The 23,878-nt window shown below is 34.1% G+C and carries 20 protein-coding genes; 3 read left to right on the top strand and 17 right to left on the bottom strand.

The features are described from left to right. Positions 1 to 259 precede the first annotated feature (259 nt). Complete coding sequence (locus MMP60_RS00880; protein WP_241334821.1) at positions 260 to 1,222, top strand: LysR substrate-binding domain-containing protein; 963 nt, start codon at positions 260 to 262, stop codon at positions 1,220 to 1,222. 265 nt (positions 1,223 to 1,487) lie between these two features. Here the strand turns inward: MMP60_RS00880 and MMP60_RS00875 are convergent, their stop codons facing one another. Then, positions 1,488 to 1,859, bottom strand: a complete 372-nt coding sequence (locus MMP60_RS00875; protein ID WP_241334560.1) for a hypothetical protein — start codon at positions 1,857 to 1,859, stop codon at positions 1,488 to 1,490. 100 nt (positions 1,860 to 1,959) lie between these two features. Here MMP60_RS00875 and MMP60_RS00870 point away from each other — a divergent pair, with 100 nt between their 5' ends. Continuing rightward, positions 1,960 to 2,274, top strand: a complete 315-nt coding sequence (locus MMP60_RS00870) for a hypothetical protein (RefSeq protein WP_241334559.1) — start codon at positions 1,960 to 1,962, stop codon at positions 2,272 to 2,274. Between the two features lie 82 nt (positions 2,275 to 2,356). Here the strand turns inward: MMP60_RS00870 and MMP60_RS00865 are convergent, their stop codons facing one another. The 15 genes from MMP60_RS00865 to MMP60_RS00795 all read right to left on the bottom strand — a co-directional run bounded on the left by MMP60_RS00865 (position 2,357) and on the right by MMP60_RS00795 (position 21,988). After that, the gene (locus tag MMP60_RS00865) at positions 2,357 to 4,147 is read right to left on the bottom strand and encodes a hypothetical protein (RefSeq protein WP_241334558.1); all 1,791 of its coding nucleotides are present in this window, start codon (positions 4,145 to 4,147) and stop codon (positions 2,357 to 2,359) included. A gap of 220 nt (positions 4,148 to 4,367) precedes the next feature. Then, positions 4,368 to 4,910, bottom strand: a complete 543-nt coding sequence (locus tag MMP60_RS00860) for a hypothetical protein (protein WP_241334557.1) — start codon at positions 4,908 to 4,910, stop codon at positions 4,368 to 4,370. Then, positions 4,910 to 5,119: a hypothetical protein gene (locus tag MMP60_RS00855; RefSeq protein ID WP_241334556.1), complete on the bottom strand. Its 210-nt coding sequence runs from the start codon at positions 5,117 to 5,119 to the stop codon at positions 4,910 to 4,912. The genes MMP60_RS00860 and MMP60_RS00855 overlap by 1 nt, the downstream gene beginning before the upstream one ends. 236 nt (positions 5,120 to 5,355) lie before the next feature. After that, complete coding sequence (locus MMP60_RS00850; RefSeq protein WP_241334555.1) at positions 5,356 to 6,048, bottom strand: hypothetical protein; 693 nt, start codon at positions 6,046 to 6,048, stop codon at positions 5,356 to 5,358. 214 nt (positions 6,049 to 6,262) lie between these two features. Further along, complete coding sequence (locus tag MMP60_RS00845) at positions 6,263 to 6,631, bottom strand: MbcA/ParS/Xre antitoxin family protein (protein ID WP_241334554.1); 369 nt, start codon at positions 6,629 to 6,631, stop codon at positions 6,263 to 6,265. A 141-nt stretch (positions 6,632 to 6,772) separates the two neighbouring features. Beyond that, positions 6,773 to 8,011 (bottom strand): sel1 repeat family protein, encoded by a 1,239-nt coding sequence (locus MMP60_RS00840; protein ID WP_241334553.1) that lies wholly within the window; start codon positions 8,009 to 8,011, stop codon positions 6,773 to 6,775. A 25-nt stretch (positions 8,012 to 8,036) separates the two neighbouring features. After that, on the bottom strand, positions 8,037 to 8,645 hold the full coding sequence (locus MMP60_RS00835; protein WP_241334552.1) for a hypothetical protein: 609 nt from the start codon (positions 8,643 to 8,645) through the stop codon (positions 8,037 to 8,039). Positions 8,646 to 9,335: 690 nt separating this feature from the next. Beyond that, positions 9,336 to 13,196 (bottom strand): hypothetical protein, encoded by a 3,861-nt coding sequence (locus MMP60_RS00830; RefSeq protein ID WP_241334551.1) that lies wholly within the window; start codon positions 13,194 to 13,196, stop codon positions 9,336 to 9,338. Between the two features lie 78 nt (positions 13,197 to 13,274). Continuing rightward, entirely contained in the window at positions 13,275 to 13,691 is a 417-nt protein-coding gene (locus MMP60_RS00825) for a hypothetical protein (protein WP_241334550.1), read from the bottom strand. A gap of 1 nt (position 13,692) precedes the next feature. Then, positions 13,693 to 15,819 (bottom strand): integrase, encoded by a 2,127-nt coding sequence (locus MMP60_RS00820; protein WP_241334549.1) that lies wholly within the window; start codon positions 15,817 to 15,819, stop codon positions 13,693 to 13,695. Next, positions 15,812 to 17,368 (bottom strand): site-specific integrase, encoded by a 1,557-nt coding sequence (locus tag MMP60_RS00815; protein WP_241334548.1) that lies wholly within the window; start codon positions 17,366 to 17,368, stop codon positions 15,812 to 15,814. The genes MMP60_RS00820 and MMP60_RS00815 overlap by 8 nt, the downstream gene beginning before the upstream one ends. Continuing rightward, positions 17,361 to 18,587, bottom strand: a complete 1,227-nt coding sequence (locus tag MMP60_RS00810) for a site-specific integrase (protein ID WP_241334547.1) — start codon at positions 18,585 to 18,587, stop codon at positions 17,361 to 17,363. The genes MMP60_RS00815 and MMP60_RS00810 overlap by 8 nt, the downstream gene beginning before the upstream one ends. Positions 18,588 to 18,742: 155 nt before the next feature. After that, positions 18,743 to 19,339, bottom strand: a complete 597-nt coding sequence (gene ssb / locus MMP60_RS00805) for a single-stranded DNA-binding protein (RefSeq protein ID WP_018679413.1) — start codon at positions 19,337 to 19,339, stop codon at positions 18,743 to 18,745. Positions 19,340 to 19,390: 51 nt separating this feature from the next. Continuing rightward, a complete protein-coding gene (locus MMP60_RS00800; RefSeq protein WP_241334820.1) occupies positions 19,391 to 20,755 on the bottom strand; it encodes an MFS transporter in 1,365 nt (454 codons plus the stop codon). Between the two features lie 150 nt (positions 20,756 to 20,905). Next, complete coding sequence (locus MMP60_RS00795) at positions 20,906 to 21,988, bottom strand: DUF475 domain-containing protein (RefSeq protein WP_241334546.1); 1,083 nt, start codon at positions 21,986 to 21,988, stop codon at positions 20,906 to 20,908. A 174-nt stretch (positions 21,989 to 22,162) separates the two neighbouring features. Here MMP60_RS00795 and tenA point away from each other — a divergent pair, with 174 nt between their 5' ends. Next, positions 22,163 to 22,831 (top strand): thiaminase II, encoded by a 669-nt coding sequence (tenA, locus tag MMP60_RS00790; protein ID WP_241334545.1) that lies wholly within the window; start codon positions 22,163 to 22,165, stop codon positions 22,829 to 22,831. A 55-nt stretch (positions 22,832 to 22,886) separates the two neighbouring features. On the opposite strand, the gene MMP60_RS00785 is transcribed toward tenA, so the two are convergent. Next, positions 22,887 to 23,618, bottom strand: coding sequence for a hypothetical protein (locus tag MMP60_RS00785; protein WP_241334544.1), 732 nt, complete (start codon positions 23,616 to 23,618; stop codon positions 22,887 to 22,889). Between the last annotated feature and the right edge of the window lie 260 nt (positions 23,619 to 23,878).

Here is a 23,878-nt window from a genome sequence, read left to right as displayed (position 1 = left end):
CATTATTCTATAAATAGGACAATTTATCTTTTTATAGGTATTTAAAATTCATATTTTCATTCATCATCCTATTTTCAATATTGTTCATCTCATTTTTTGTACTTCTGACATCTGAATATTTTGATTAGCATCATTTAAAACAACACTTCAAACGACGTCATGATCAAGAACACTCCTGCTTATAGCAACTTGATGAACAGTGCGGTTCAAAATACCTCGAAAAGATAAACCACATCTACAGATTAGGAGCGTTAATGCTATTCTAATCTTGCATAGTGATAGGACTCGACCCACCTTGATTAATTCATTTGATGATTTTCATTATTTCTATCTCGTGGTTAAACACGGCGGTTTTAGTGCTGCCAGTGAAGCTGAAAATATCAGTAAATCTAAACTGAGCCGTCGTATTATTGACCTTGAAACAAAGTTTAATCTCAATCTCATTCAACGAACAACACGTCATTTTAAAGTGACCGAATTAGGACAAGAATTTTACGAAGAATGCTGTAAAGTGATTGCTCAAGTTGAATGTGCTGAAAATGTTTTATTAAAACAAAAAAGTGAACCACAAGGTCTGGTTAAAATAAGTTGTCCACCGTTAATGATGCATTTTCAGGTTCGTCAGTTACTCAGTCAGTTCTTAAAAAACTACCCTAAAGTTGAAATCGCTCTAGAACTCACTAGCCGTCGAGTTGATGTGCTACATGATGATATTGATATTGCAATCAGAACCAGCTTCGAACCCAATCAAGACTCTAACCTGATTGTCCGAGAGGTTATTCGGACAGAGCATTGTCTCGTTGCTGCTCCTGAATTATTGCAAAACAATCAAATTGAACATTATTCAGAATTGCACTCCTATCCAAGTGTGGCTTTAGGCATCCAAAAAAACCAATATCATTGGCATTTATGCAATATAAATCATGATGAAACTGTTGATGTTGCCTATTCACCGAGGATTCGAAGTAATGATTTAGCTGGTGTCTATTATGCTGTGAGTGATGGCTTAGGTATCGCAGACTTACCTTATTTAACCGTTCAATCAGATATCGAGAAAGGTAAACTCATTCATATTTTGCCTGAATGGAAATCGAATCGTGGCACAGTACAACTCGTTTATGCTTCTCGTAAAGGGCAACGGTTGGTGATTGAGAAACTCATCGAAACCTTGATCGAGGGTCTACGTGAATTGGCAAAAACTGACAGTGGTTACACTTTGTAATACAGAAATAAGAAAGTTTTTTCACAATTTATTGAGCACCTAAACAATAAAAAAAGGCATAAACTGAGTTTATGCCTTTCTTGTGACTAGATAAAAGTTAGAACGGATATACCTACCAAAAACAAATAAATCATTAAGTTACAATATATTAAAACAAAATGTTAAATATTTTGTAAATTTAACGCTTTAAATTTAACATTCTTGAGCAATTCAAATATAAAATCTCGGAATGTAATTTTAGAATCTGTTCGCCTATCTCCAATCTTTAATAATTTGCCCAAATATCATTAATCATATATTGCTCTGATGATTCAAAAAGAACACAAACTAGTAACTTATGTTTAGTAATTTTTTTGGCATCGGCAATCGCTAATTCAGGCTCATCATATGTCTTTGCCATTTTTGGTACTTTTGCATAAGCAACAGAAAAGGCCATATCAGTGTCTATTATTTCTGCGACAAACTCATCTTGATCTGGCAAGTGGATGACATATCCAATAGGTTCAGCATCCTCAGGTAGTCCTAACTCCTCACGTATATGTTCAACACTTGTATTTATCCCATAAAAATTGTCTTGGCGTTCTTGTGCCTGTTTAATACGCTCTTCAAGTGACCCTCGTTTCTTAGCTTGTCCCACTTTTATCTCTCCATTAACTTTGCTATTAGAAAATGCTAAAAACTCTAAATTTTAATGTATTCTATTAATTTTATTAACAAGATAAAAGGATTAATGAAAAATGTACAAAGAAACTATTTCATCACTTAAAGACTTAAAAACTATTTCTTCACATATTAAAAATCTTGGGACTATTATGAATAAGTCAGAAGATCAAGAACTTAAGAAATTATTAGCAGCACTTATAATGGATCTACAAAAAATGCATGTGCGTCCTAATTTTAGATTTAAATCTACACCGTTAAATCTTATAAATGGAAAAAATTCAGAAATTGAAGAATTAGTTAATTATTGCAAAAAATTTATTATTCAACAGAAACCTGAATGGCAAGTTTTAGCAGAAAGAAATGGATGGTCACCAAAGCTTGATGCTTAACAAATTATTTATAAATAAAAAATTAACCTTACAAGTAAATAATTTTAATTGTAAGGTTAAATAATCAAGACATATAAAAACCTTATGCAACACAGTCAAGTCTAGAATTATCTGTATTTGTAGTATAATTCTCAATATTAAAAAATTTATTATTTTCAGACAATGTAAGAATTACATTATCCTCATCAAAAACAGGCAGGCCATTTAACTTATCAGCAATAAGTGGAAATATAAATTGGCAATCTACACTATTAACCAAGTTGATAAGCTTATTTAAGATATTAACATCAATAATTTCGATTTTATCTTGTGTAAAAAAATGAGGTCTAACTAAATTAATTGCTGCATCATTAGAAAATGAAACATAAGCTAAATCAAAAGCAATAATTACACTTTGCTTTCGCCCATCACCAACGTGGCTATCTTCATTCTCACAACGCGGAATCAAATTAAAATGATTATTTTTATCCTGATCTATTGTCAGATAATAAGCATCCTCAGTTAAAGCTTTTGAATATTCAGAAAAATAACGATTAAATATGGCAATTTTTCTTCGCATATTATCTAATAACTTTTGAATTTCGAAAGTAAGTCTATCAAATTCAATTTTATATTCCGATAATTCACCAATAGTCCTCTGATATTGATTAATTAAAGACTCAGTTTCTGCAATATCTTTTGTTAGGCTATTAATTTGGTTTCCAAGACGTGTATATTCTGCTAATGAACCGCTAGAACCTAATTTCCCAAGTAATTCTGAATACTCATTTGCCAATAAAACATGTTGATTTTCAAAATCACTAATTAATGTTATACTTTTTTGAATAGACTTATTAATAAATTCAATTTCATTGTCTAACATTTGTGCATGAAACTGAATGGTTTCTTCAAATTTTTTTTGAATATCAATATTATATATATTTGCTTCTTTGTACATGTAATCGATAGTCTCTATATCTATAGAGTCAATTTTAGTTGTTGCTTCGAATAAGCGTTTTTCCCAAACATCTTTATCAAGATAAAGTGAAGTAATATTAGCTTTATTAATATTAATTCTCTCTTGAATTAAGTTTAATTCATCATTTTCTCTATCATATTCTTTTGATATTTGAAAGTTATCATATTTAGACTGTAGCTCTGTTAATTCAATTTTCTTAACATCATTTATTTCTCTTTTCCCTGAGCTCAATAAACTCTCAAGAGATTTTGACTCTTGTGTTTTTAATGTAATTTCATGTTCTTTTAAAATTCTATCGTGAATTAATCTCATGTTATTGAAGTCAAATAAAAATAAATGCAACACCTCATACTCAAAAGCAGAAGTTGAAGGGTGCAGATATTTAATAATATTAGATATTTGATGGTCTGACGTTCGAATGAATTTTGGTAATAACTGCCTTAAAGTTGGTTTTTCAGCTTCAAATCCGAAAAGAAATTTTTTTATAGTATCACTGAAATATTGATCAGTAACTTGCTCATTATTAATATAATTCGTAACATTGAAATAACTATTATCCGATTTTGCTTTTAAATTATGATTTAATTGTCTTTTAATTTTCAGACTTGATGATATATTACTATCGATATTTTTTACAATTAGCAATTCAAATGTTGGTAAAGTTTTTTTAAAAAAATCAAACACAGTGTTATTCTTACTACCTTTAATTTCTTTATCAAAGATAAAAGCATTCCACTTCCCATACAAACAGAAATCGACACAACGTAGAAGTGTAGTTTTCCCTAAGCTATTGGTATTATTTCTACCAACTTCACCAGACTCTTCACCCTTTATAATATTTACACCTTTTTTAAAGTCGACATGTCTGATGATATTATTATCTTTATCACTGATAGTTAAGTACTTTAAATACACAATATTAACCCCTTATCACTATCTGATTTAATCTTTCCAAGCATAAATAACCAGTCTAATACCAACAAAAATCTATTCATGGTAATAGGTTGAATTTCATTTATTAGCTCAAAATAATCATATATACCCAAATTATTTTTGGTATTAGTTTTCATAATACCTAGTAAAAGAGAACCTAGGTAATATACAGAATTTTGAGGTTGCTTAGTTGATAGTAATATCATGTCAATGGCTTTTTGAAAATTTGGCACTCAGAAAAAACATAAAAAATTACTGATGGGACAAATGTAATATTATCATAGTTATCGGGATCAGCGGTTAATAATGACGAAGTAAGTTCATCTTGCATAGCTCTCACAATCTCATCGGGATTACTAAGATTTATATACTTATGATAAATATTTTTTACTACAGTAAATAATTTTTTTGTTGCTAAAGGATTACTGACACTTTCTAAGACATCTAATCTCGATTGTATGACTTGTTTATTGTTCATAAAAAAATCAAATGATGACTTATAGCTAACAATCTGATTGTAATCAACTTTTTTCTCAATGTCGAAGAATTTCACATCAAGTTCTGTAACTTCAAGGTTAATTGATAATTCAAGGATATCTTCAATTACTTCTTGGATTATGCTAGCTTTTTTTGCTTCAGCTAAAGGCGTAGTATAGTTATTAATAGTTGTTGCTATTTGCTGAGTATTACCCTGCCCATCTTGGGTAATACCTGAGATCTCATTCTTGGGTGGAAATATTGACATCACTTATCCTCATTATTATTTATCTTTCCGCCTATCTGCTGAATGTTACCCTTTCCATCTTGTGTAATATTAGAAAAAGTATTAGTTTCTTTACTGTTATTGCCCGTAGCTCGTGCAATCAGCCAGATTACGATTGCAATCCCTAAAATGATAATGACATAAGCCCAAGCAGGCAAATTCGATGGAAGTTTGTTGATCAAATCTTGCATAATTTTTTATTCCACTAGCTATCTATGTATTTCATAAAAAAAGAAAAATAAAGTAGCACTGAATACATAGATGATTTTAAAAAGTTGTATTTTTTGAAGTCCGCAGTATTTTACATATATTAACCAAGAAGTACAAAAATTAATATAGTAAAATTTCATCTATCATTGTGCGTAACATCATTTATTTTAAAGAAACACTAGTTTCTACATTAGATTGCTCGGAAATCAGCGAAACTCTATTTATCAATATTTTCATAATACTTAACATTAATCCTTTCCATTTCCAATAGAACTAAAGAGTTAGAGAATCTGGACATATATTTTAAAAATTTTGCCCCTAAATATACTTGAAAAATCATGAACAAAAACAAGAAAAAAACTATAGGGATAACGTTATTTTTATTTATATAATCCTCAAAAAATACTATAGGTATCATCATCATAATATATGCAGCTATACCATTGATAAAAAATACTATCACTCCAATTCTCTCTCTACTCTTTGAAAGCTCATCATTGATTCGATTTTTTAATTCAAACCGATTTTCCTTATCATTAAATTTTAATATCTTACGTGAATTCTCATAATGACTAACTGCTATTTTTGAGTTTTCGTAACCAGACAAATAGATAAGTGTAGGAAGGTGTGTTTCTCTTGTTTTTAAATCTTTCTGGTACATCAATATTTTTCTTTTATATTCAAAAATCTCCACCTCATAATCAAGATATTTCTTCGACTCTATTTTATTGTCTAGTATTTTTATTTCTCGGTTTTGAAAAATGGAGTATATATTTAAAATATCTTGTGCAATTCTAGTGTGTCTAGCATAATGCCAAAGAACCAATATTAAACCTATTACAACTACACTATACCCAATAAAACTAGGCACTGGATAATGTTCTATAAAATATTTAATAAGTTCGTACATCCTAAAACATCCTAATCAATAAAAAAATAGATAGCCAGGCTTAAAGAAAAGGCATCCTCAAGTAATTTTTCTCTAAGATTTCCATCGAGTATAAGATATCTATCGGCGTTAGATCACTAATGTAAGCATAGCATTTCGGAACATTTATCCTTATATGACTTATTAAAGTTTTAGTTGTTAAAATTAAATACTTATAAACAAACCTTTTGAGTGATTATACTTTCTCTCGAATTGCATCAACAAAATGTAGTATCCTGACCAAGCCGCTTATGGTTTGAATCTGCTCAATCGGAACACCTCTAGTCGCCTCGTTATCGGAATTCATGTAATAGTGAATCCTCTCTGAATCTCCACCAGTCAATGCATATACCGCACAATAAACTCGAATGAAAAATAAGGCCAGTTCTCCCTGCTTAGATGCAGGGTCAAGTACAGGATTGGCTTTTAAGCGGCTGATTGAGCTACGATACCCCCCAACCGCAGATGCAACTTTTGCCTGTTTCAGACCTAGCTGATCAGCAGTATTAAGCAACGCTTTTGCCAATACCACTTTAGGATCTGCATTTGATTGGGTAATATTCATCTTCATAAGCTTCAATAAGTGAGACTAAAATTTCCATTTCTTCGGCTTCAGACGTTCCTTCCTCTGCTTGAAAAATGCTTTCTAAGCGAATAAAAGAAACAGGAGCATAGACATCAATATAGTTTCCCTAATTTAAGATTATTATTTCGGCTTCGAATATAACTTACTCTTACTATCATACTGATAAAGTACAATTTTATTTACTTTAACCATCCGATTATTGTCATTCATATCCGTTCCCAGATAATGAATCTGGAATGGATAAAATGGTTGTCCATTTTTGTTGACTTTGATTGCTGAAGAATAGCCATACTCTGGTTGTTCTGAAACTTTTCCTTCTTCAAACATTTGTTCAACAATATAGCTTTCTTCATTTAACAGAAGCAGTGACCATACGCTTTCCCCATAACCATTACCGTAATAACCATCAATGGTATAGCTTCCTAGTGTATTGTTTCCAAAAGCTTGTAAATTCCTCTTAAACTCTTGGGCGTTCCATGAGGTTCGACCATATCCCTCGATACTTTCAATTCCCCCTTGGGCTGTTTTTGAAACCATTTGGAATTGTCCATTGTCCAATTTTTTAAAGAGATATAATTCCAAAGTGCCTCGCGTAACATGTGAAGTTTCTATCCCGCCTTCGATTGCTAAAGTCACTTCCACAGGGACTAAATAACGGGCTTCGCCCTGCATATTCTGGTAAGTAAAAATAGGGGCGATACTGATCACAGCGTCTGTGAGATCGTCCAAGTCACTTGGCTTATTGACATAATAGTATTTGCCACTCCCCCAGTAATCATCTTTTTGTCTTTCTCTAGATGATGTCACTTTATAAAAACTTCGAGCAACGGTATCTGTACTTAGGTTAGGAAGTACCACTTGCTTAAAGTTTTTAGGCTCAAGCGTGGATGTATTATAGTATTTAATAGCCGTTGTGGCTGTTTGTACTGATGACGTTTGAGTGGTATTGAGCTGTTGTGCTTTAGCCTGCAATGTATTGTATAACTTGACTGCTTCAGGTTGTCCCTGCCGTGCAGCACTTTGCAATAAGGCTATACCTTTTTCTGCATCCTGTGGCACACCATCTCCATTTAAATACATGGCCGATAATGCGTACTGAGATGGGGCATAACCATTAGCGGCTGACTTGGAGAACCATTCAGCAGCTTTTTTATGATCTATGGGTACGCCATTTTTACCTAGGTAGTAAAGCATCCCCATATTATGGTTACTTTGGTTGTTATCTCCCTTTGTTGCTACTTGAGACAGAACATAGTTTAACCCTGCTGACAGATTCACTTTTTTGGTTTCAGCACATACTGTTGAACTAGTTACGACCATACCAGTAGTCATAACAATACTGAGCATTAATTTTTTCATCTGATTCTTATCCTATATATTGTTGTTATTGATAATGATCAGCCGATAGTAACTGACGGATTTCACTTGCCATTTTTGGACTACGCCAAGGGAACAGCACCTTAAGGCTATAGTTAGGTTTAAATTGATCTCGTGTTCCAATATTGACTTGGAACTCACGCTTCATTGGTGTTCGATGTTCACGCTGATTAACATGTTTACCCATCATCGGGTTACTGATCACGGTAGTCGTGGTTCTGAAGCGATCTTCGACCAAGTTGTAATGACCTACAGAGGTAATGTAATCAAAAGGATATTTAACTAAACGTTGATCAGGCTGATCAAAAAGAATGATGGTCTTGTCTTGGCTATTAATCCAGACTCCACGATTCTGATAATTAAAGGTTTCACCCTGACGTTTGAGCTGCTCGGTCATCCCATCAAAGTAGGTATTTCCGTATTGATATAGGTAGTAAATGATCACAAACCAGAATAGATCAAAACCAAAGAAGATATATGCGAAAGCGCCAAAGGAAAAAATCTTGGCAACAATTAAAAAGATCACAATCGGTAAGACTACGCATTTTAAAAATAATTTGGATTTTTTGGGGTAGTTTTCAATTGGAATGATTTTTGGTTTCGTTAATTCAGTCATAGTTATTCCCACACATGTTCAATGTAATACTTCACAATCACAAGGGGATAAAAAGGTGTATTTTTTATAGGCGTGACTTAGCCATCCACCTTATAGATTGCTCTATTAAAAAATCTTATTAATACAGCTAATTGAGAATTAGCTCTGTATTCCCCGTTGTCTGAAATAACGAGGCTGAATATGTGGCGAGGCACAAATGAGAAAAAATGAATGAGACATGATAAATTCCTATATGCGAATAAAGGTTCTACCAAATCACTGTCAAATGATGGTGGTAGAACAAAGAGGGGGTTGACAGACTGGGCATATAGAACCAGCACGCACGAAGCGTCCCCCTCCCGTTCTACCGCAAAGGGGGAACAAGAAGGTTTCGCACATAACCCACACTTAGAAAAGTATGAATCTGGTACGCTATACGCACGGTCTGTCAAAACCGACTGACAATTTAGGCCAGCGAGAGAATGATAGTTTTAAGCAGCCGTCAAGTCAATTACGTTGATTCTTAAATAAACCGCAAACACATTTTCCTAAATAATTAATCTCTTTCTGAAAATTAAAATCCTATTTTCTTGTTTCATAAATATCAAATACATTAATTCAAGTTCATAAGTGAAATCATCACTTATTTTCTAGGTAGTTTCTTATCAAGTATCAAATTAACTAGAAAAAATTATTAAAAATTAAGCACTATCAATAATCAGGGCTTAAAACTCTAAAGGGATCACCAAAAACACTCATTGCTAAACAGTAAGATGGATCATGTGAAAAAGCTTCTGACACAGCCTGATTTGCCAAATAAGTTGCATCAATTAATTGAACACCATTTGTCCAATGCTCTAAGAATATCGGTAACCATTTGTAAGTCATTTTAATATCAAGTGGCCAAGGTGAAGCTATTACTGTTGAACAACCACGATCAAGCATTTTCTTTGCTAATCCAATATTAGTATTTACTGCAGGGTGGAGATCTGATCTTCCTCCGCTACATACGAATAAAATGACTACACCAATATTTCGAAATTTTTCACAAAATTCATCTGCAGATATTTTTAGAAAACCATCATCACTGATACGTTGAAATAAATGTTCTTCAGATGAGATCCCGCCATGTGCCCCAATTATAACCAACTCAGAATTTGAAAATCCAAGTGGTAAAGTTGGTTCAGTATTAAGTGTAATATTATATTGCTCTAATGTAGGGGACAATCTTTCTATCATTACAGGCAATGAAGTTTGGATAGAATCATCTCTAGATATCCAAGAAACAAATCTACCATTTGTCTTAAGGGGGTTTTGCAAAGAATATGATAACCAAGACGATGATGGAGCTATCGCTACAGCTTTAGTTCTCCCAGCGAGCTCATTATCAATCATCAAAATATTCGGTGGAATTGGAGCTAAATCAGCGCTAGGTATTACCAACAATCTTGAGTCTGGAAAATTTGATATCTCTAAAAAATTCATACTTGTATAAAATAAGTTAGAGGTCTCCCCATCATCTATCCCGTATTCATATGGAAAATTTTTTTTCCAATTCTCAAACTGATCAAATGAAAAACAAACTGTCTGATCATATAAAGATTGACCATTACGCACAACAACACTAGTTAACTGCTTTTTACTATCTAAACCTATTAGCAGAATTGTAATATTTTTTTTAGATAAATTTATTAGAAAGTCAATTGGTTCACGAATAGAACTAATTTTAGGTACTGGCTCTGCTATGGTTTGCCATCCTGGGGTGGCAATAGACCTATCAGTTAGTAGCTCAAGCGCATATACAGCTGTAGCAATATCTTCTCTAGCCTCTCGACTTGAGAGCAATCTCTTTGCAATATAAACTATACGCCTTAAGTCATAGCTAACATCAGTTGAATATCTTGTAGCATCTATATGATTATATAATTTAAAAACATCAACAGAAGATAAATGCTCTTTACCATACGTTTCAAGATAAATTGATGTGCCCTCTTGAGATAGAGAGTTATAGATTTGATAAATATCTGGTGAAATATTATACCCTAGCTCTTCTCCCTCTCTAATTAATTGAGCAAGCATCAAAATGATAGGAGCTAAATGATCCCTATTTGATTGAACTTTAATTGCATTAGAAGAGACATTTTCGATTAGTTTTAAAAAGAATTCTTCATTAGGTTGTCTCTCTAGCTCTAGTACATCTACCGAGAAATTAAAATACTCATATTGGTGCTCATTCTCGCTAAATAAACCAATTCTTTCTAGTATTTTTTTTCCTTTTTCATTCAATTTCTTAGCTTCACTTAGAAAACCTAAATTCCTAAAAACTCGAGCCAAAATTTGAATATTACTGTAAACTTCTTTTGGGTCCAAAGCATCTTGAGTATGAGCCAATATTGCGCAAGCACAAGAAACTAAACTTCGAATATCATCATGTGTCCGATTATAAACGTCCGCCATTGAAAACCATGCCATCTTACTTCGGATAATATTTCCATCTGTAATTCTCAAAGTTTGTTCAACCATATCTCTAGCATCTTGAACTTTTCCAATTAGAGACAACCCACTAGCTACAGTACGAATCATGGATAAATCCATGTTGGGATTAGACGAAAAGGGCGCTATGCTCACACCAATATTTAAAAGATTTCTGATCGTCTCAACATCGGCAACTTGGTCCAAGCCTTTTGCCATATTCGAAAGTATTTCTGCTATTGTCTGGACCATAATATCTGGTGGTTCGGTTATCAAAGATGTAGGGAGTTTTATCTCTCCTAGAATTAAAGGTGCCTCTTGAATCAACCAATCACTAATATTTTTTAGAAAGGTTTTTTTAGAAAAAAAATCCTCAACCGATAGAGATTCATACTCAATCAATGGGCCTAGTACAACAGGATTTTTAGAAAGAAAATTCATAATTACTATAGTAAGTAATGCAATACCAAAAACTCCATACTTATCAGGTTGTAACAACTCACAAAACCGAATAAAAACTGCCTTTTCATTCGGTTTTTTTGAGAGAAATATAACTATTTCTTCAAAAATTTGTTGAAGTTCACTTTTAAAAAAATGAAAATCATTTGACTTTTTCTGATTTAAAATTAATTGTTCAAGTACAGTTATAAATAAATGTATTTGTTGAACAGAAATTTCTCTTGACGGTAATTGAAACAATATAATTTTTATAACGTGAAAAAACATTTTTTTTGCTAAAGCATCCTTAATCAAAACAACCTTTAGCCTAGCTGCCAATGATGGCTCATAACCTATCCAATATTCTAATATTTCAATATAGTTTGGAATTAGAGATGTATTCTGAAGCACTCTAAGATATTCATAAAATTCTTTTATTTTAGGAAAAAAATTATGATCAATTAACTTGGCAGCTTCACAATATTCTTGCTTTTCTAAAAATAAATTAATTTGATGAATCTTAAATTTGACTGAATCTGGATAAAATTTTAATAATTTAGAAGCGATACTAGTCTGTAATTTCGTATTTTCAATAGATTCTGAAATTGAAAGTGCGAGTTCTAATTCCTCTTTAGTTTTTAGTCCATCTAAGGCCTTGTTAAGTAACTTTACTGTTAATAAATCACTTCCCTCTGAATTTGTAATTTGAGCAAGTTTTATAAATCCACTGGCGTCGTAAATTGAATCATTAAAATCTAATGACTCAATTTCATTCACCGCAAGCTGTGTTAACCCAGCATTAAATAGAACTTGAATTTTCTGAATCTTCTTCTCAATTTCAAATGATTCAGGCAAGTTTTCAATACATTTTAGAGCCTGCCCCAATCTACCCTGTGCTAAAAATTTTGTCCAACTATTGATATTTTCCTTTAAAATATCTTCGGCATCATTTTCCCTTTTAATCCCCAATACTGCTAAATTTTTAATATTTTTTGTTTGTTCATTGAATGTCTGGTGAAATGGAGGCTTTTCACCTGCATTCAATATAATGTAAATTTCTTTATTTTCTAATAATTTAGAAATTTTAAAAACTAAATCAGTAAGATGTGGAACCCATAAATCTTCAAAAAGTACTGGTACATTTTCTTGATTTTCCAAAGCATCTGATCGATATAACACAGCATTATGAACAATAACTATGGAGTTCGTTGGACTATCTTGTATTAATGATAAAAGTGTTGATATTTTCATATCATTTGGCAAGACGATTTTAAATCGCTCACTCAATGGTAATTCTTGATTAAATTCAAACCTTGAGTTTATTAATATTTCACAATCATTATATAATTTTTCTAAATCTAATTCCAGAGACAGAACTGGAGGTATTACAAGAATTACGCTTTCAAAACAAGAGGTATTATCCTTTTTTTTAAATCCCCCTAAAAGGCTAACAATTATTTTTAAATGATTAATTGAGCGACTACAACCCATAAAAAAGACATCAATATTTCCAAATAAAATACTTTGCTGTGAGAGGAAATTATAAAGACCTTTACAAATTGCTTCATCATCAGTATTAATTATAGGCTTATTAGTAGCAGGCATATCAAAAAAACTCCATTTATATATTTCAAAAATACTTAAAAGAGCTAAATAAATCACCCATTTCTTATAAAGTAAATCATTAAACTACAATTGATGGAATCAACCAACTGAAACATGATGTTTTTTATAATTAGATCAATCCGAACTTTTTTTGCTCATCGGTTCATTCAATTTAACAATACTTAGTCCATACTTGTGGGCATTGTATTGCCACACTACAAACTGTTCCAATAACATAGCGTTCTCTTTTTCCAGTCTGGCATTCTTAGCCTCCAAAGCCTCAATTCTAGTTTGAGCAATTTTTAAACTAGCAGGCAATTTCTGTGTTGGATTGCTCTTAACATGTGTAACTTTTGGTTTTTTGCATTGATCATAGGCATTCTTAATTCGTACATATTTCTGTAATGTTTGACGAGTTGGCGCAGGCACAAACTCTAGCTGTAGCTCAATAGCTTTACATAGGAGTTCCCAAGTCAATTTCTGATCTAAAGGCCAATAATCAAGAAGCTCAACAATATTCTCGATGTCTTTATCTGTTAAATGCTGTGCCATATCAAATCCATAAATCCATTTGCAATGCAGGACTGAGCAAATGTGGTTCATCCTCTATCTTTTTCCGTTGAGTATTCTCAATAACGGGGATACGTTTACGACCTGCTTTTTGATACGCTAAATCAAGATGTGTAACATCTTCCGAAGGCGGCAAACTTAAAGGCGTTCCATCAAGAATGTTTGGATCATCTAGTAGGGCAATTAACTGTTCACAACGTTTAATCGTAAGCTCTCTAGTCCCCAACCAGACCGTTGCACCAGTAACATTTTTACTAACAGCTTCCTTATCCTTTGCCCATAAGATTTTTTCTTTTCTAAGTCGATCTTGAAGCCGTTTTTTCTTTTCTTCATCCCCCTTAATACAGACATGTTCCGTACAATTAAGACAATTTCTATACTTTAGGCAGGGTTCATCAATATAAGAATGTGTACAAAATCCAAACTCGGTAGTGTGCATAGACAATGTTGTTTTGGTATTTAGCTCTTGTAGAGTTCGAGGTGTAGCTATTTGGAATGTAAATGTACTATCAGTATTTACTGTACCAACCTCATTTTTCTGCATCTCAATTAAGCTAAAATTACGATCTTCAACCGAAGTATGGTCATATACTCGATTTTGCTTCATATCAGCCCGCCCTGACCATTTAGCGAGTAACATGCTATCCATTCCATTGGTATTTGCTATCGTATTGAGAAGATGCCTAAATTGATGTGTAGACACACTGTAGTCACCATATCCCCATCGTTGGAAAATGGATTGAACATTTACTAACTCATCACGTCCTTTCTTCTTTTTTTTGGTGGGAGATAAGTCTTCATTTAAAGTATCAATATGTGGTATCCATAATTCTGAGAAAATAGTTGCTTTATCACTATGGAATTGGTTTGCGAAACAACAAAATAAAGCTTCAGACCATTTAACCTGTACGCCATTACCTGTTTTAAAAGGTACGTAAGGAAAGCCATCTGGCAATCTATTTCGCAAGATAATATTTAAATCGTTGAGGCAGACTTCATAATCATCAATAGGTATATCACGAGTTCTTAAAAAACCTATTCCAGAATTATTTGCAGTATATGAATCTTCATAAGATGATAAATCAAAACCCATTGCCGATAAAACTTCACTACGTTTTAACAATTGATCATCAGGCACTTTGGGACAAAGCTCATGTCTTGGAAATTTATCGCTTGTCTCAAGCAAATATGCTAAATGTCTAGACTTTTCTGACATCTTAATCAAACGTTCAATAGCCCGTTTGACCGTTGGAATCATGACACTCGGAATGAATTTAATGTCATACCCATAATTTTTCTGTGCATACCACCTGATACCTAATGCTTTCTCAATATTAGAACCATCTGCCACAAGCCCTAAACTGCTCTTAGAAAGCGTTTGGACTTCTTCCTCACGGATACAATTATGCTTTAAGAAAAATAGCTCTGATGCTCGCTCAGGCGCAGCTAGAAGCAAACTCACAGCACTGGTGACAAAAATATCTCTATCTGACAATTCTGAATCTTTCCGTGAAAAAATATCAGCTAATGCAAAAATCGCATCCTCATCAGGAAGTTTAGATGCTCTATGTTCCTCTGACTCCTCATCTAGCACAATCGACTTATCAGCAGGTTTTTTAATTGGATTTTTCCATTCTGGTAAAGCAACTATTTTTAATTGGCGAAGAAAATCCAATAGAATCTTTAGTTGTCTACCTACATGGTAAGCAGAACTCGCTTTATAATTTACTTTTGCATTTTCAGCAGCCAAGTCAAAATCTGCAATAACCAATTTAGTTAAATCAACTTCACCATATCGGTCTAAACATATTTGTTCTATTGCCCGAATTGAAAGAATTGTATCTTGGGTTTTTAACTTACTCTTAATTCTCTGATACTTAACATACGCTTTGGCAAATTCTAGAATTGAATGATGCAAAAGATTTTCAGGTGATCTATCTTTGGATGAAATACCTGTTTTGACAAAGTTTACTTCGCCTTTCCAATAATTCTCATCAAATTTAATATCTTCATTTAATTCAGATAACTGTTTAACAAAATCAATAAACCGCTTTATTTCGGAGTAAGGAGATTGAACTTTGTCAGATGGGAAATATATTAAATCATCCATGATTGAACTCCTTACAAGCATCAATTACTTGCTGAACGGCAATAATTGTTCGGTCATTCACGGCAGCGACCTCAAGGCTACACCCCATCGTAATTAGATCATCCCGTTCTTTAATTAATTGCTCTAGAACTAGATGGTGAGGTGCATTTGCCCAAGGCATAAACTTGCTACACAGATAACATGCGATTGGTGCGTAATCGTTACAGTATTGATGTGTACCACATGAGCCGACATCACAATCCTGTTCTACACAAGAAATTCTATTCGCCTCTTTAACTTGTGATTGAGCCTCAATCTCATCCTTTACAACTTTCCCCTGAAAAGCATCTGCATATTTGCGTAAGCTTTCATCCATGATGGATGAGATTTGTTGTGCAATTTCAGGAACACTCTGTACATAACAGTGTGCATTTTGCGTATCATGATGATCTAACAGCTTTGCAATGACATTCACACCTGCTTTTTGCCTAGCCGCATTTGTTCCAAGCGTATAGCGAAACCGATATGCAGTGATATGTATTGGTTTACCGGTTTCTCTTGAACGGACACCAAGTTTTTGAACAGCATCTCTCAATATTTGAGTTAATTTGATAGTAGGTAAATGAATAATTTCTGTTGGCAAAATTTGAGAAATTTCTTTTTCATTGCTCCAATCTAGATTGGCTAACACCTTAATATCATAGAAAATTGGTAACTCTGAAAGCTCCTGTTCAGATACTTCTCGCTTTATTTGCTTTGCTAATTTCTGTTTTAAAATTTGAATATGTTCAAATAAGATTTTCGCAATACTTTCCCGAATTCCCACTTCATTAAAAGCAAATCGGAATCCACTAGCACCTCTAACTTTAGCTCTCGGAATGTTAAGGATATGAACTGCATTTGTATCATTAAAATTATATTTATCCGACACATATAGGTCTTTCACCTTTAATCCTGAAATTTGAATTGGTCGTCTACCAGTCGCACAAAAAACACGAATTAGAGCAGCCTCATAATAGGAAATCTTATTTTCTGCTAAATATTCATTGGTTCTAGTGATAATTGTTTGAAATTCAAATGGGCTAAATGGGCCTTCATCTGGATCAAGGGAAAGGACTGCTGCTCCTTTTTCATTGCCACTCAATCTCCATGAATCCATTAGATCGTAAACTTCATCATCTACTGAGGAATAACCTAAATCATATAGTTTCTTCAAAAAGACTCGTAGCATAGCTACTTTGTATTCATCTTTTTTTGCCGAATAAAAATTTTTATAATTTAAAAGACCTTTAATTGAAAAATGATCCTCTCCTGTAATATCAAAATATTTACCAATATATTCGCACATGTTTGCTGTATGTGAACTTGAACTATACTTAGCAAAATGAACCAAAGTCATGACTACATCAGATTGGACAGAAAACTCAAAATTTCGTATCCGAGAGATATCTATAGTTTTATTGATATCTAATACCCATTTCTGATCATCGATACTAAACTCATAACCTTTGAATGAGGTAAAAGTATTTTGCGACTTATCTAAACTATCGATTCGAATTGATTTATTCATTTTCATCCTCAAATTTTTCTTGGATACTTAAGCCAACCTCTACGGCACGCTTATTCTCTGCACGCCTTGAATATCTTCTTGCGCTTTGTGAGTTAGGTATCCACCCCATTAGATAAGCACGATCATTTTCAACTTGAGCTTCAGTCGTTTGACCTGTTGCCACTAAAAGTTGAGATTTCTTAGAAAATTTGTCATTCCAAGTATGTCTAAATGCATGTGCATGTACATTGAATAGAACAACTTTAGAAATTTCAGAAAAGATTTTATCTAGAGCTTTTATTGATAAAGGTTTACCTTTATTTGATAAAATCAAAAAGTCTGTTAGCTCTGCATGCGGTATGGCTGATCTATAATTTAAAATGTAAGTTTCTAATTTTTTCTTTAAGTTTTGATTGACTGCAATTGATCGACTTCTAGTTTTAACCAAAGGTTGATATAGCCTAGAATCACTACCATCATGAGGATTACGCCTAATAGTAAGATATGATGTAACACCTTGAGAGGGAGTTATATCTGTAATTTTTAAATTTAATAATTCTCCTTTACGACATCCAAGATATAAAAACAAATAGATAATTAGCTCATTTCTATAAGTAAGGTAATCTGAAGTCCAGATACGATTCTGATTATCAGGATCAACCGCCTTGAAAATTTTTTTTAATTGATCACTATCAAAAGATTTGTATTCAGACTGAATATCCATGGACTTACGAGGTCTACGAGATTTTAACAAACGTTTTGTACTTGTTATTGCTGATGAATGAAGATGCGTCTCAAACCATCCAATATATTCAGCAAAATTAGTTAACCGCCTATATATTAATTGTTTAGATACATAGTCCTGAGTAACAACCAATTTTGCTCTAGATCGCTCTTTATTATTACTTTTTGGAAAACTTATGATCTTTTTTTTTGAATCTGCCCCACCTAATCGACTGCGATTGAAACTGGTTAAATTTACTAAAGCTTCGATTTCATTTAATTTTAAAAAATCTTTAGTTTTTATCCTTTGTTCCAAGTCAATTCCTAACTTATCCAACAACTGAAAGAGCAACTTAATATCTTCCAAAATAGCAGAAATTGTATTGATTGATTGACCACGATTTCTTAGATGAATGATCGTATATAAATTTGGATAAGTCATAGGAACACCATCACTATTCAAAAGAACAGCGAATCTCTCACCACTACTCATTACAAATCTTTTAACAGACATCATGATTAAATTTAACAAAATATCTAAGTGTTAAATATCATAAAATATAATTAAAAAAATTTACAGAACTATTTCTAGTGTCTGTAAATTTCTTATGTAACTAACTACTAATAAAGAATAATTTTATAAACTTTACAAAACATGGTCTCTAGTAGGTGTCAGAACGGTAAATCATCATCTAAATCGGCTGGTGCTGACGCAGTAGGTTGCGGCGCAGCTTTTGGCGTATTAAAGCCATTGCCTGCTTGAGGGTTTCCTGCGTAATTACCTTGGTTTCCACCACCAAAGCCACCGCCTTGACCATAGCCATTTTGGTTGTTGTTATTGTTATAACCCGTATTTTGGTAACCGCCACCTTGGTTATTATTATTGTTATTAAAACGTGGTTGGTTAAAGTCACCACCGCTCTGCTCACCCTGTTGACGTGAATCAAGCATTTGCATTTGATCACCACGAATTTCAGTGCTGTAACGTTCCTGACCATTTTGGTCTGTCCATTGACGTGTACGCAATGAACCCTCGATATACACCTTTGAGCCCTTACGCAAATATTGCTGAGCAATTTCACCTAAACGGTTGTGTAATACAATACGATGCCATTCTGTTTGTTCTTTTCGTTCACCTGTATTTTTATCTGTCCACGATTCGCTTGTCGCAATCGAGAATTGAGTCAACGATCCACCATTTGGAAAGGTTTTTGTTTCAGGATCTTTACCCAGAGTACCGACTAAAATAACTTTATTCACACCACGCATTAGCTGTCTTCATCCTATGTATTTCTATGTTTTACTTTATAAGAGTTATACTTAAATGGCTACCTCTTTGCCAATCAAGTGCGTTAAATCTTGTCGCCCAGCATCATCTATCCGCTGTTTATCGACTTTAATATAGGCAACTTGTTGTTCGGGCATCACCACCACTTCTTCAATACCACGAATTGCCAATAGTTTTGAAGTCCATTCATCTGTTTGTGCCATTTGAGGTAAGGGCAACACAATTGAAGACAAATATCTTGGTTGAGCCAAGCCAAAACTCACTAGCAACCACAGTATAGCAATCCCAGAGAGTACGCTCCACCCAAGCGCAGTATTCTGTAACATCAAAAGCTGTCCGCCCAAAGTACCCCCAAAAAAAGCCCCCAAGAACTGGCTACTGGCATTGATACCCATTGCGGTGGCTTTAGATTGAATTGGTGCAACTTTTGATAACCAAGAGGGTAATAATGCTTCCATCACATTAAATGCGATAAAGAATATCCCCAATCCTGCAAGCAATACATATTTAGATTCATATCCAAAAATTAGCAGCAGCAATCCAATAATAATGCCTGCAATCGCAGATAAGAAAATACCACGCATCTTACGATATTTTTCAGCAATGATAATGCTTGGGAAGGCAAAAAATAGACTGAGAACCAATAACGGCAAGTAGATGAGACCATGTTTTGCTAAGGGAATTTGGGTATATTCGATCAACTGAGAAGGAATATAAATAAACATCGCTGTCAGTAATAAATGTAGTGCAAAAACTGAAACATGCAATCGGTTCAGATCGCCCATTTGAATGACTTGTTTCAGCTGCAATACATAGCCTTGTTGGTAATTTCGATGATGTCGAGTGACTTTAGGCACCAGTAACAACATTAAAATTGCAGCTAAGCCCATAATTGTTGTGACAAAAAATAAACCAGAAATACCAACCAAACTGGTGAGCCATGGCCCTAAACTGAATGCCACCACAAAAGATAAGCCAATACTCATCCCCATCACAGCCATAGCTTTGGTACGCTGCTCTTCACGTGTTACATCGGCAAGCAATGCCATCACTACAGCTGAAACTGCACCTGCGCCTGCAATTGCTCGCCCAATAATCACACCATAAATCGTGTCAGACAAGCCCGCGATTGCACCGCCTAAAGCAAATAAGAGTAAACCGAGTACAACGAGCGGCTTACGGCTAAAACGATCAGCTAAAAGGCTAAATGGAATTTGTAAAATGGCTTGGGTTAAACCATAGACCCCAACCGCTAGCCCGATTAAGGCAGGTGTGGCGTATTGATATGACTGTCCTGCAACAGAAAATACAGGAATAATCATGAACAAGCCCAACATGCGTAAGGCAAAAATGCTACTTAAGGCAAAGGTTGAACGGCGTTCTAAAGCATTCATTATTGATAAGACACTATAACTGGCTTAGCGAATTATAAGCGATTCGCTTAACAAGGTTGTAAGTAGATTATGAAAAACACAACCTTTAGGAGAAAAAATAAAGGAGCGATTTCGCTCCTTTACTAAAAATACGCTCATTAACTGAAAATAAGCTTAAGAGGTTTGCTGTTCGCGCTTACTATATTGGATTGAAGAAACCACCGCCCAAACGATAAATGCAACACCGATCAGACCCGTTACAACCTCTGGTACATGTAAACCCGTACCACTTGCGATCATAATGAATGCCAAAGCACCAATCGCATAATGTGCGCCATGTTCCAAGAAAACATAGGCATCCAAAGTCCCTTTTTCAACCAAATAAATTGTCATTGAACGGACAAACATCGCACCAATCGCAAGACCTAACATAATGATGACAACATCACTAGTAATTGCGAATGCACCAATCACACCATCAAAACTGAAAGAAGCATCAAGGACTTCAAGATATAAGAAACCACCAAATCCAGCTTTCACGACACCTGAAGCTGCGCCACTTGCATCATGAGTAACAGCATTACCATTTTCATCAATCTCTGGCTCACCACCCAATAAGTGACTGAGAACTTGCACGCCGATATAGACCACAATGCCCCAAATACCTGCCATTGTCACCGCTAAGCGAATAGATTCGTCAACATTGGCTGCCATAATAATCATGGCAATCAAGGCAAGGAAAACTGACATCGCAGGTACACTGGCTAAATTTGCCAATTTTGCTTCTAACCACTTAAACCAATGTGTTTCTTTACCATCATCGAAGAAGAAGTTTAAGAATACGAGCAATAAGAATGTGCCACCAAATGCTGAAATTTCAGCATGATGTGCCATTAAGCGTTCTGAATAGCTCTTTGGATCGTTCAATGCCATTTTAGCGACTTCGACCATTCCCATATCTGCTGTAACTGCAACGATGACCACAGGGAAAATCAAACGCATACCAAATACAGCGATCAAAATACCCACCGTTAAGAAAATCATTTTCCAGAAATGATCCCAACCACGTAGTACTGATGCGTTGACAACAGCATTATCAAAAGAAAGTGATACCTCCATCACTGCTAAAATCGCAGTAATTGTCAATGCTTTAAGCATTGTCGCTACGCCTGCTTCAGGACCATGCGTATAGCCCCAATAGGCAGATAGTGCCAAACACACTACCGTAAAAAATATTGAAAAACGAAAATGCTTCATGAACAGCCTTTTATGTGAAATCGTTGGGTGATAAAAATGCGCCTATTGTAGGTGAGTTTGCGCTAGAAAATAAAAAAGATTGTTAGACTTATTTTGAGAAAAAGCGATCGAGATAAAGACTCTGCTATAGTTTTGTCATTCTTCAATTTATAAGCTGTTCATAGGTTCAAATACATGACTTTTTCCCAAGATGTTTGGCAACGTAATCAAGATTTATATCAAAAAATATTAGCACTGCCATTTAATCAAGAACTGGCTTCTGGCACGTTGAAGCGTGAGGTATTCTGCCATTATGTCATTCAAGATGCACATTACTTACTGGCTTATGGACGTGCACTGGCTGTGGCTGCTGCAAAAGCCTATGAAGCAGATGATGTGATTCAGTTTTCTGAAGCAGCAAAAATTGCCATTATTGTGGAGCGGAGTTTGCACGCTGACTTTATGCAGGAGTTTGAAATTAGCAAAGCTGAGTTTGAAAATACGCCATTAACACTCGCCTGCCATCATTATACGTCGTTCTTAACTGCTACGGCTTGGTCGGAAAGCTATCCTGTGATTTTGGCAGCCTTACTCCCATGTTTCTGGATTTATGCAGAAGTGGGGAAAGACATCGTGAGTCAATCCGTTGAAAACAATCCTTATCAAGCATGGATTGATACTTATGCAGGTGAAGAATTTAATACAGCGGTGCGTAATGTAATTGCGACCATTGATAAAGTCGCTGCACGTTGTGATGAAGATACTTTAGTGAAAATGCATGCGGCTTATCGCATGGGTGCGAAGTTGGAATGGTTATTTTGGGATAGCGCTTACCAACAACGTCAATGGTTAGGTTTAGATTAAGATCGATTTAAGGAGGGTTAATCCTCCTTAAGCATTAAGTTTCAACCTTGCATTCTTAAGCTTTCTTTCTTCTTGCTATAACTAAAAAACTGATTAAAGCAACAAATATTAGCAGCAACAATGATTTCATTGCTAAAGGGAAAGAATCTTTTTCTTTTGATTCAGAACCTGTTTGCTGTGGTTGTTTAGCAATATCTTTGTTTTCAATAGCCAATTCCAGTAATTGTGATGTCTTAACACCTTCACCAACAATCATATAAACAGCCTTAATATCAAAATCTTTTGGATTATTAATACTAAAACTAATTTTGGCTGGTTTTTGTAAATTATATTCTGGTATCCAATCTAGAATTCGCCCATATATTCGAACATTCCCTGTTTGACTTAAATTAGGATCTTGCACCTTCTGTCCCGTCTGATCTTCAATTTCCCCCATCAATCCACTAAATTCTTTTAAAGAATAGTTTTGACGTACTGGTAAATCATTTGCAATTAAAGTAATACTTTCAACGGGTGTTTTAGGATGATCTTCTGCTATTAGTCCATCACCCATTATAGTCAAATTTGCGTGTGTATCCATCCCAGCAGATTGTGGAACTCCAACCACATAAAATGCTGTCCATAATTGCGTACTTGGATTGAGATTTTCTAACTCAAATTGATAGCTTTGACCAACATTCAAATTAAGAACCTGATTAAAAGCTATAATTTTTGTCTCTTGGGAAAAAGCGCTACAACTAATACACAATATCCATCCAAATAGGCTCATCCTTTTAAACTTCGACATTGTTTTTTTACTCATTATTTATATATATTTAATTTTAATTTATTTGTCAGAGAATAAAAAAACAATTCTAAATTATATCAACTACTAGTGACTAAAAATGACAACTTCTAGCATTCAGTTATATATATTTACCAATAATGCCCAGCATAAACATACTGGAATGTTGTAATACAAACTAAAAAATTTTTTTAGGCATAAAAAAAGCCCCTCATGGGGGCTTAGTCGTATATCGTATTGTCCGATATACTGTATGAGGCTCA

The sequence above is a fragment of the Acinetobacter sp. ANC 4805 genome, assembly GCF_022549495.1.
In the GTDB taxonomy this organism is placed as follows: Bacteria; Pseudomonadota; Gammaproteobacteria; order Pseudomonadales; family Moraxellaceae; genus Acinetobacter.
Note: the sequence above shows the minus strand (reverse complement) of the source record. Positions and strands in the feature narration are given on the sequence as shown.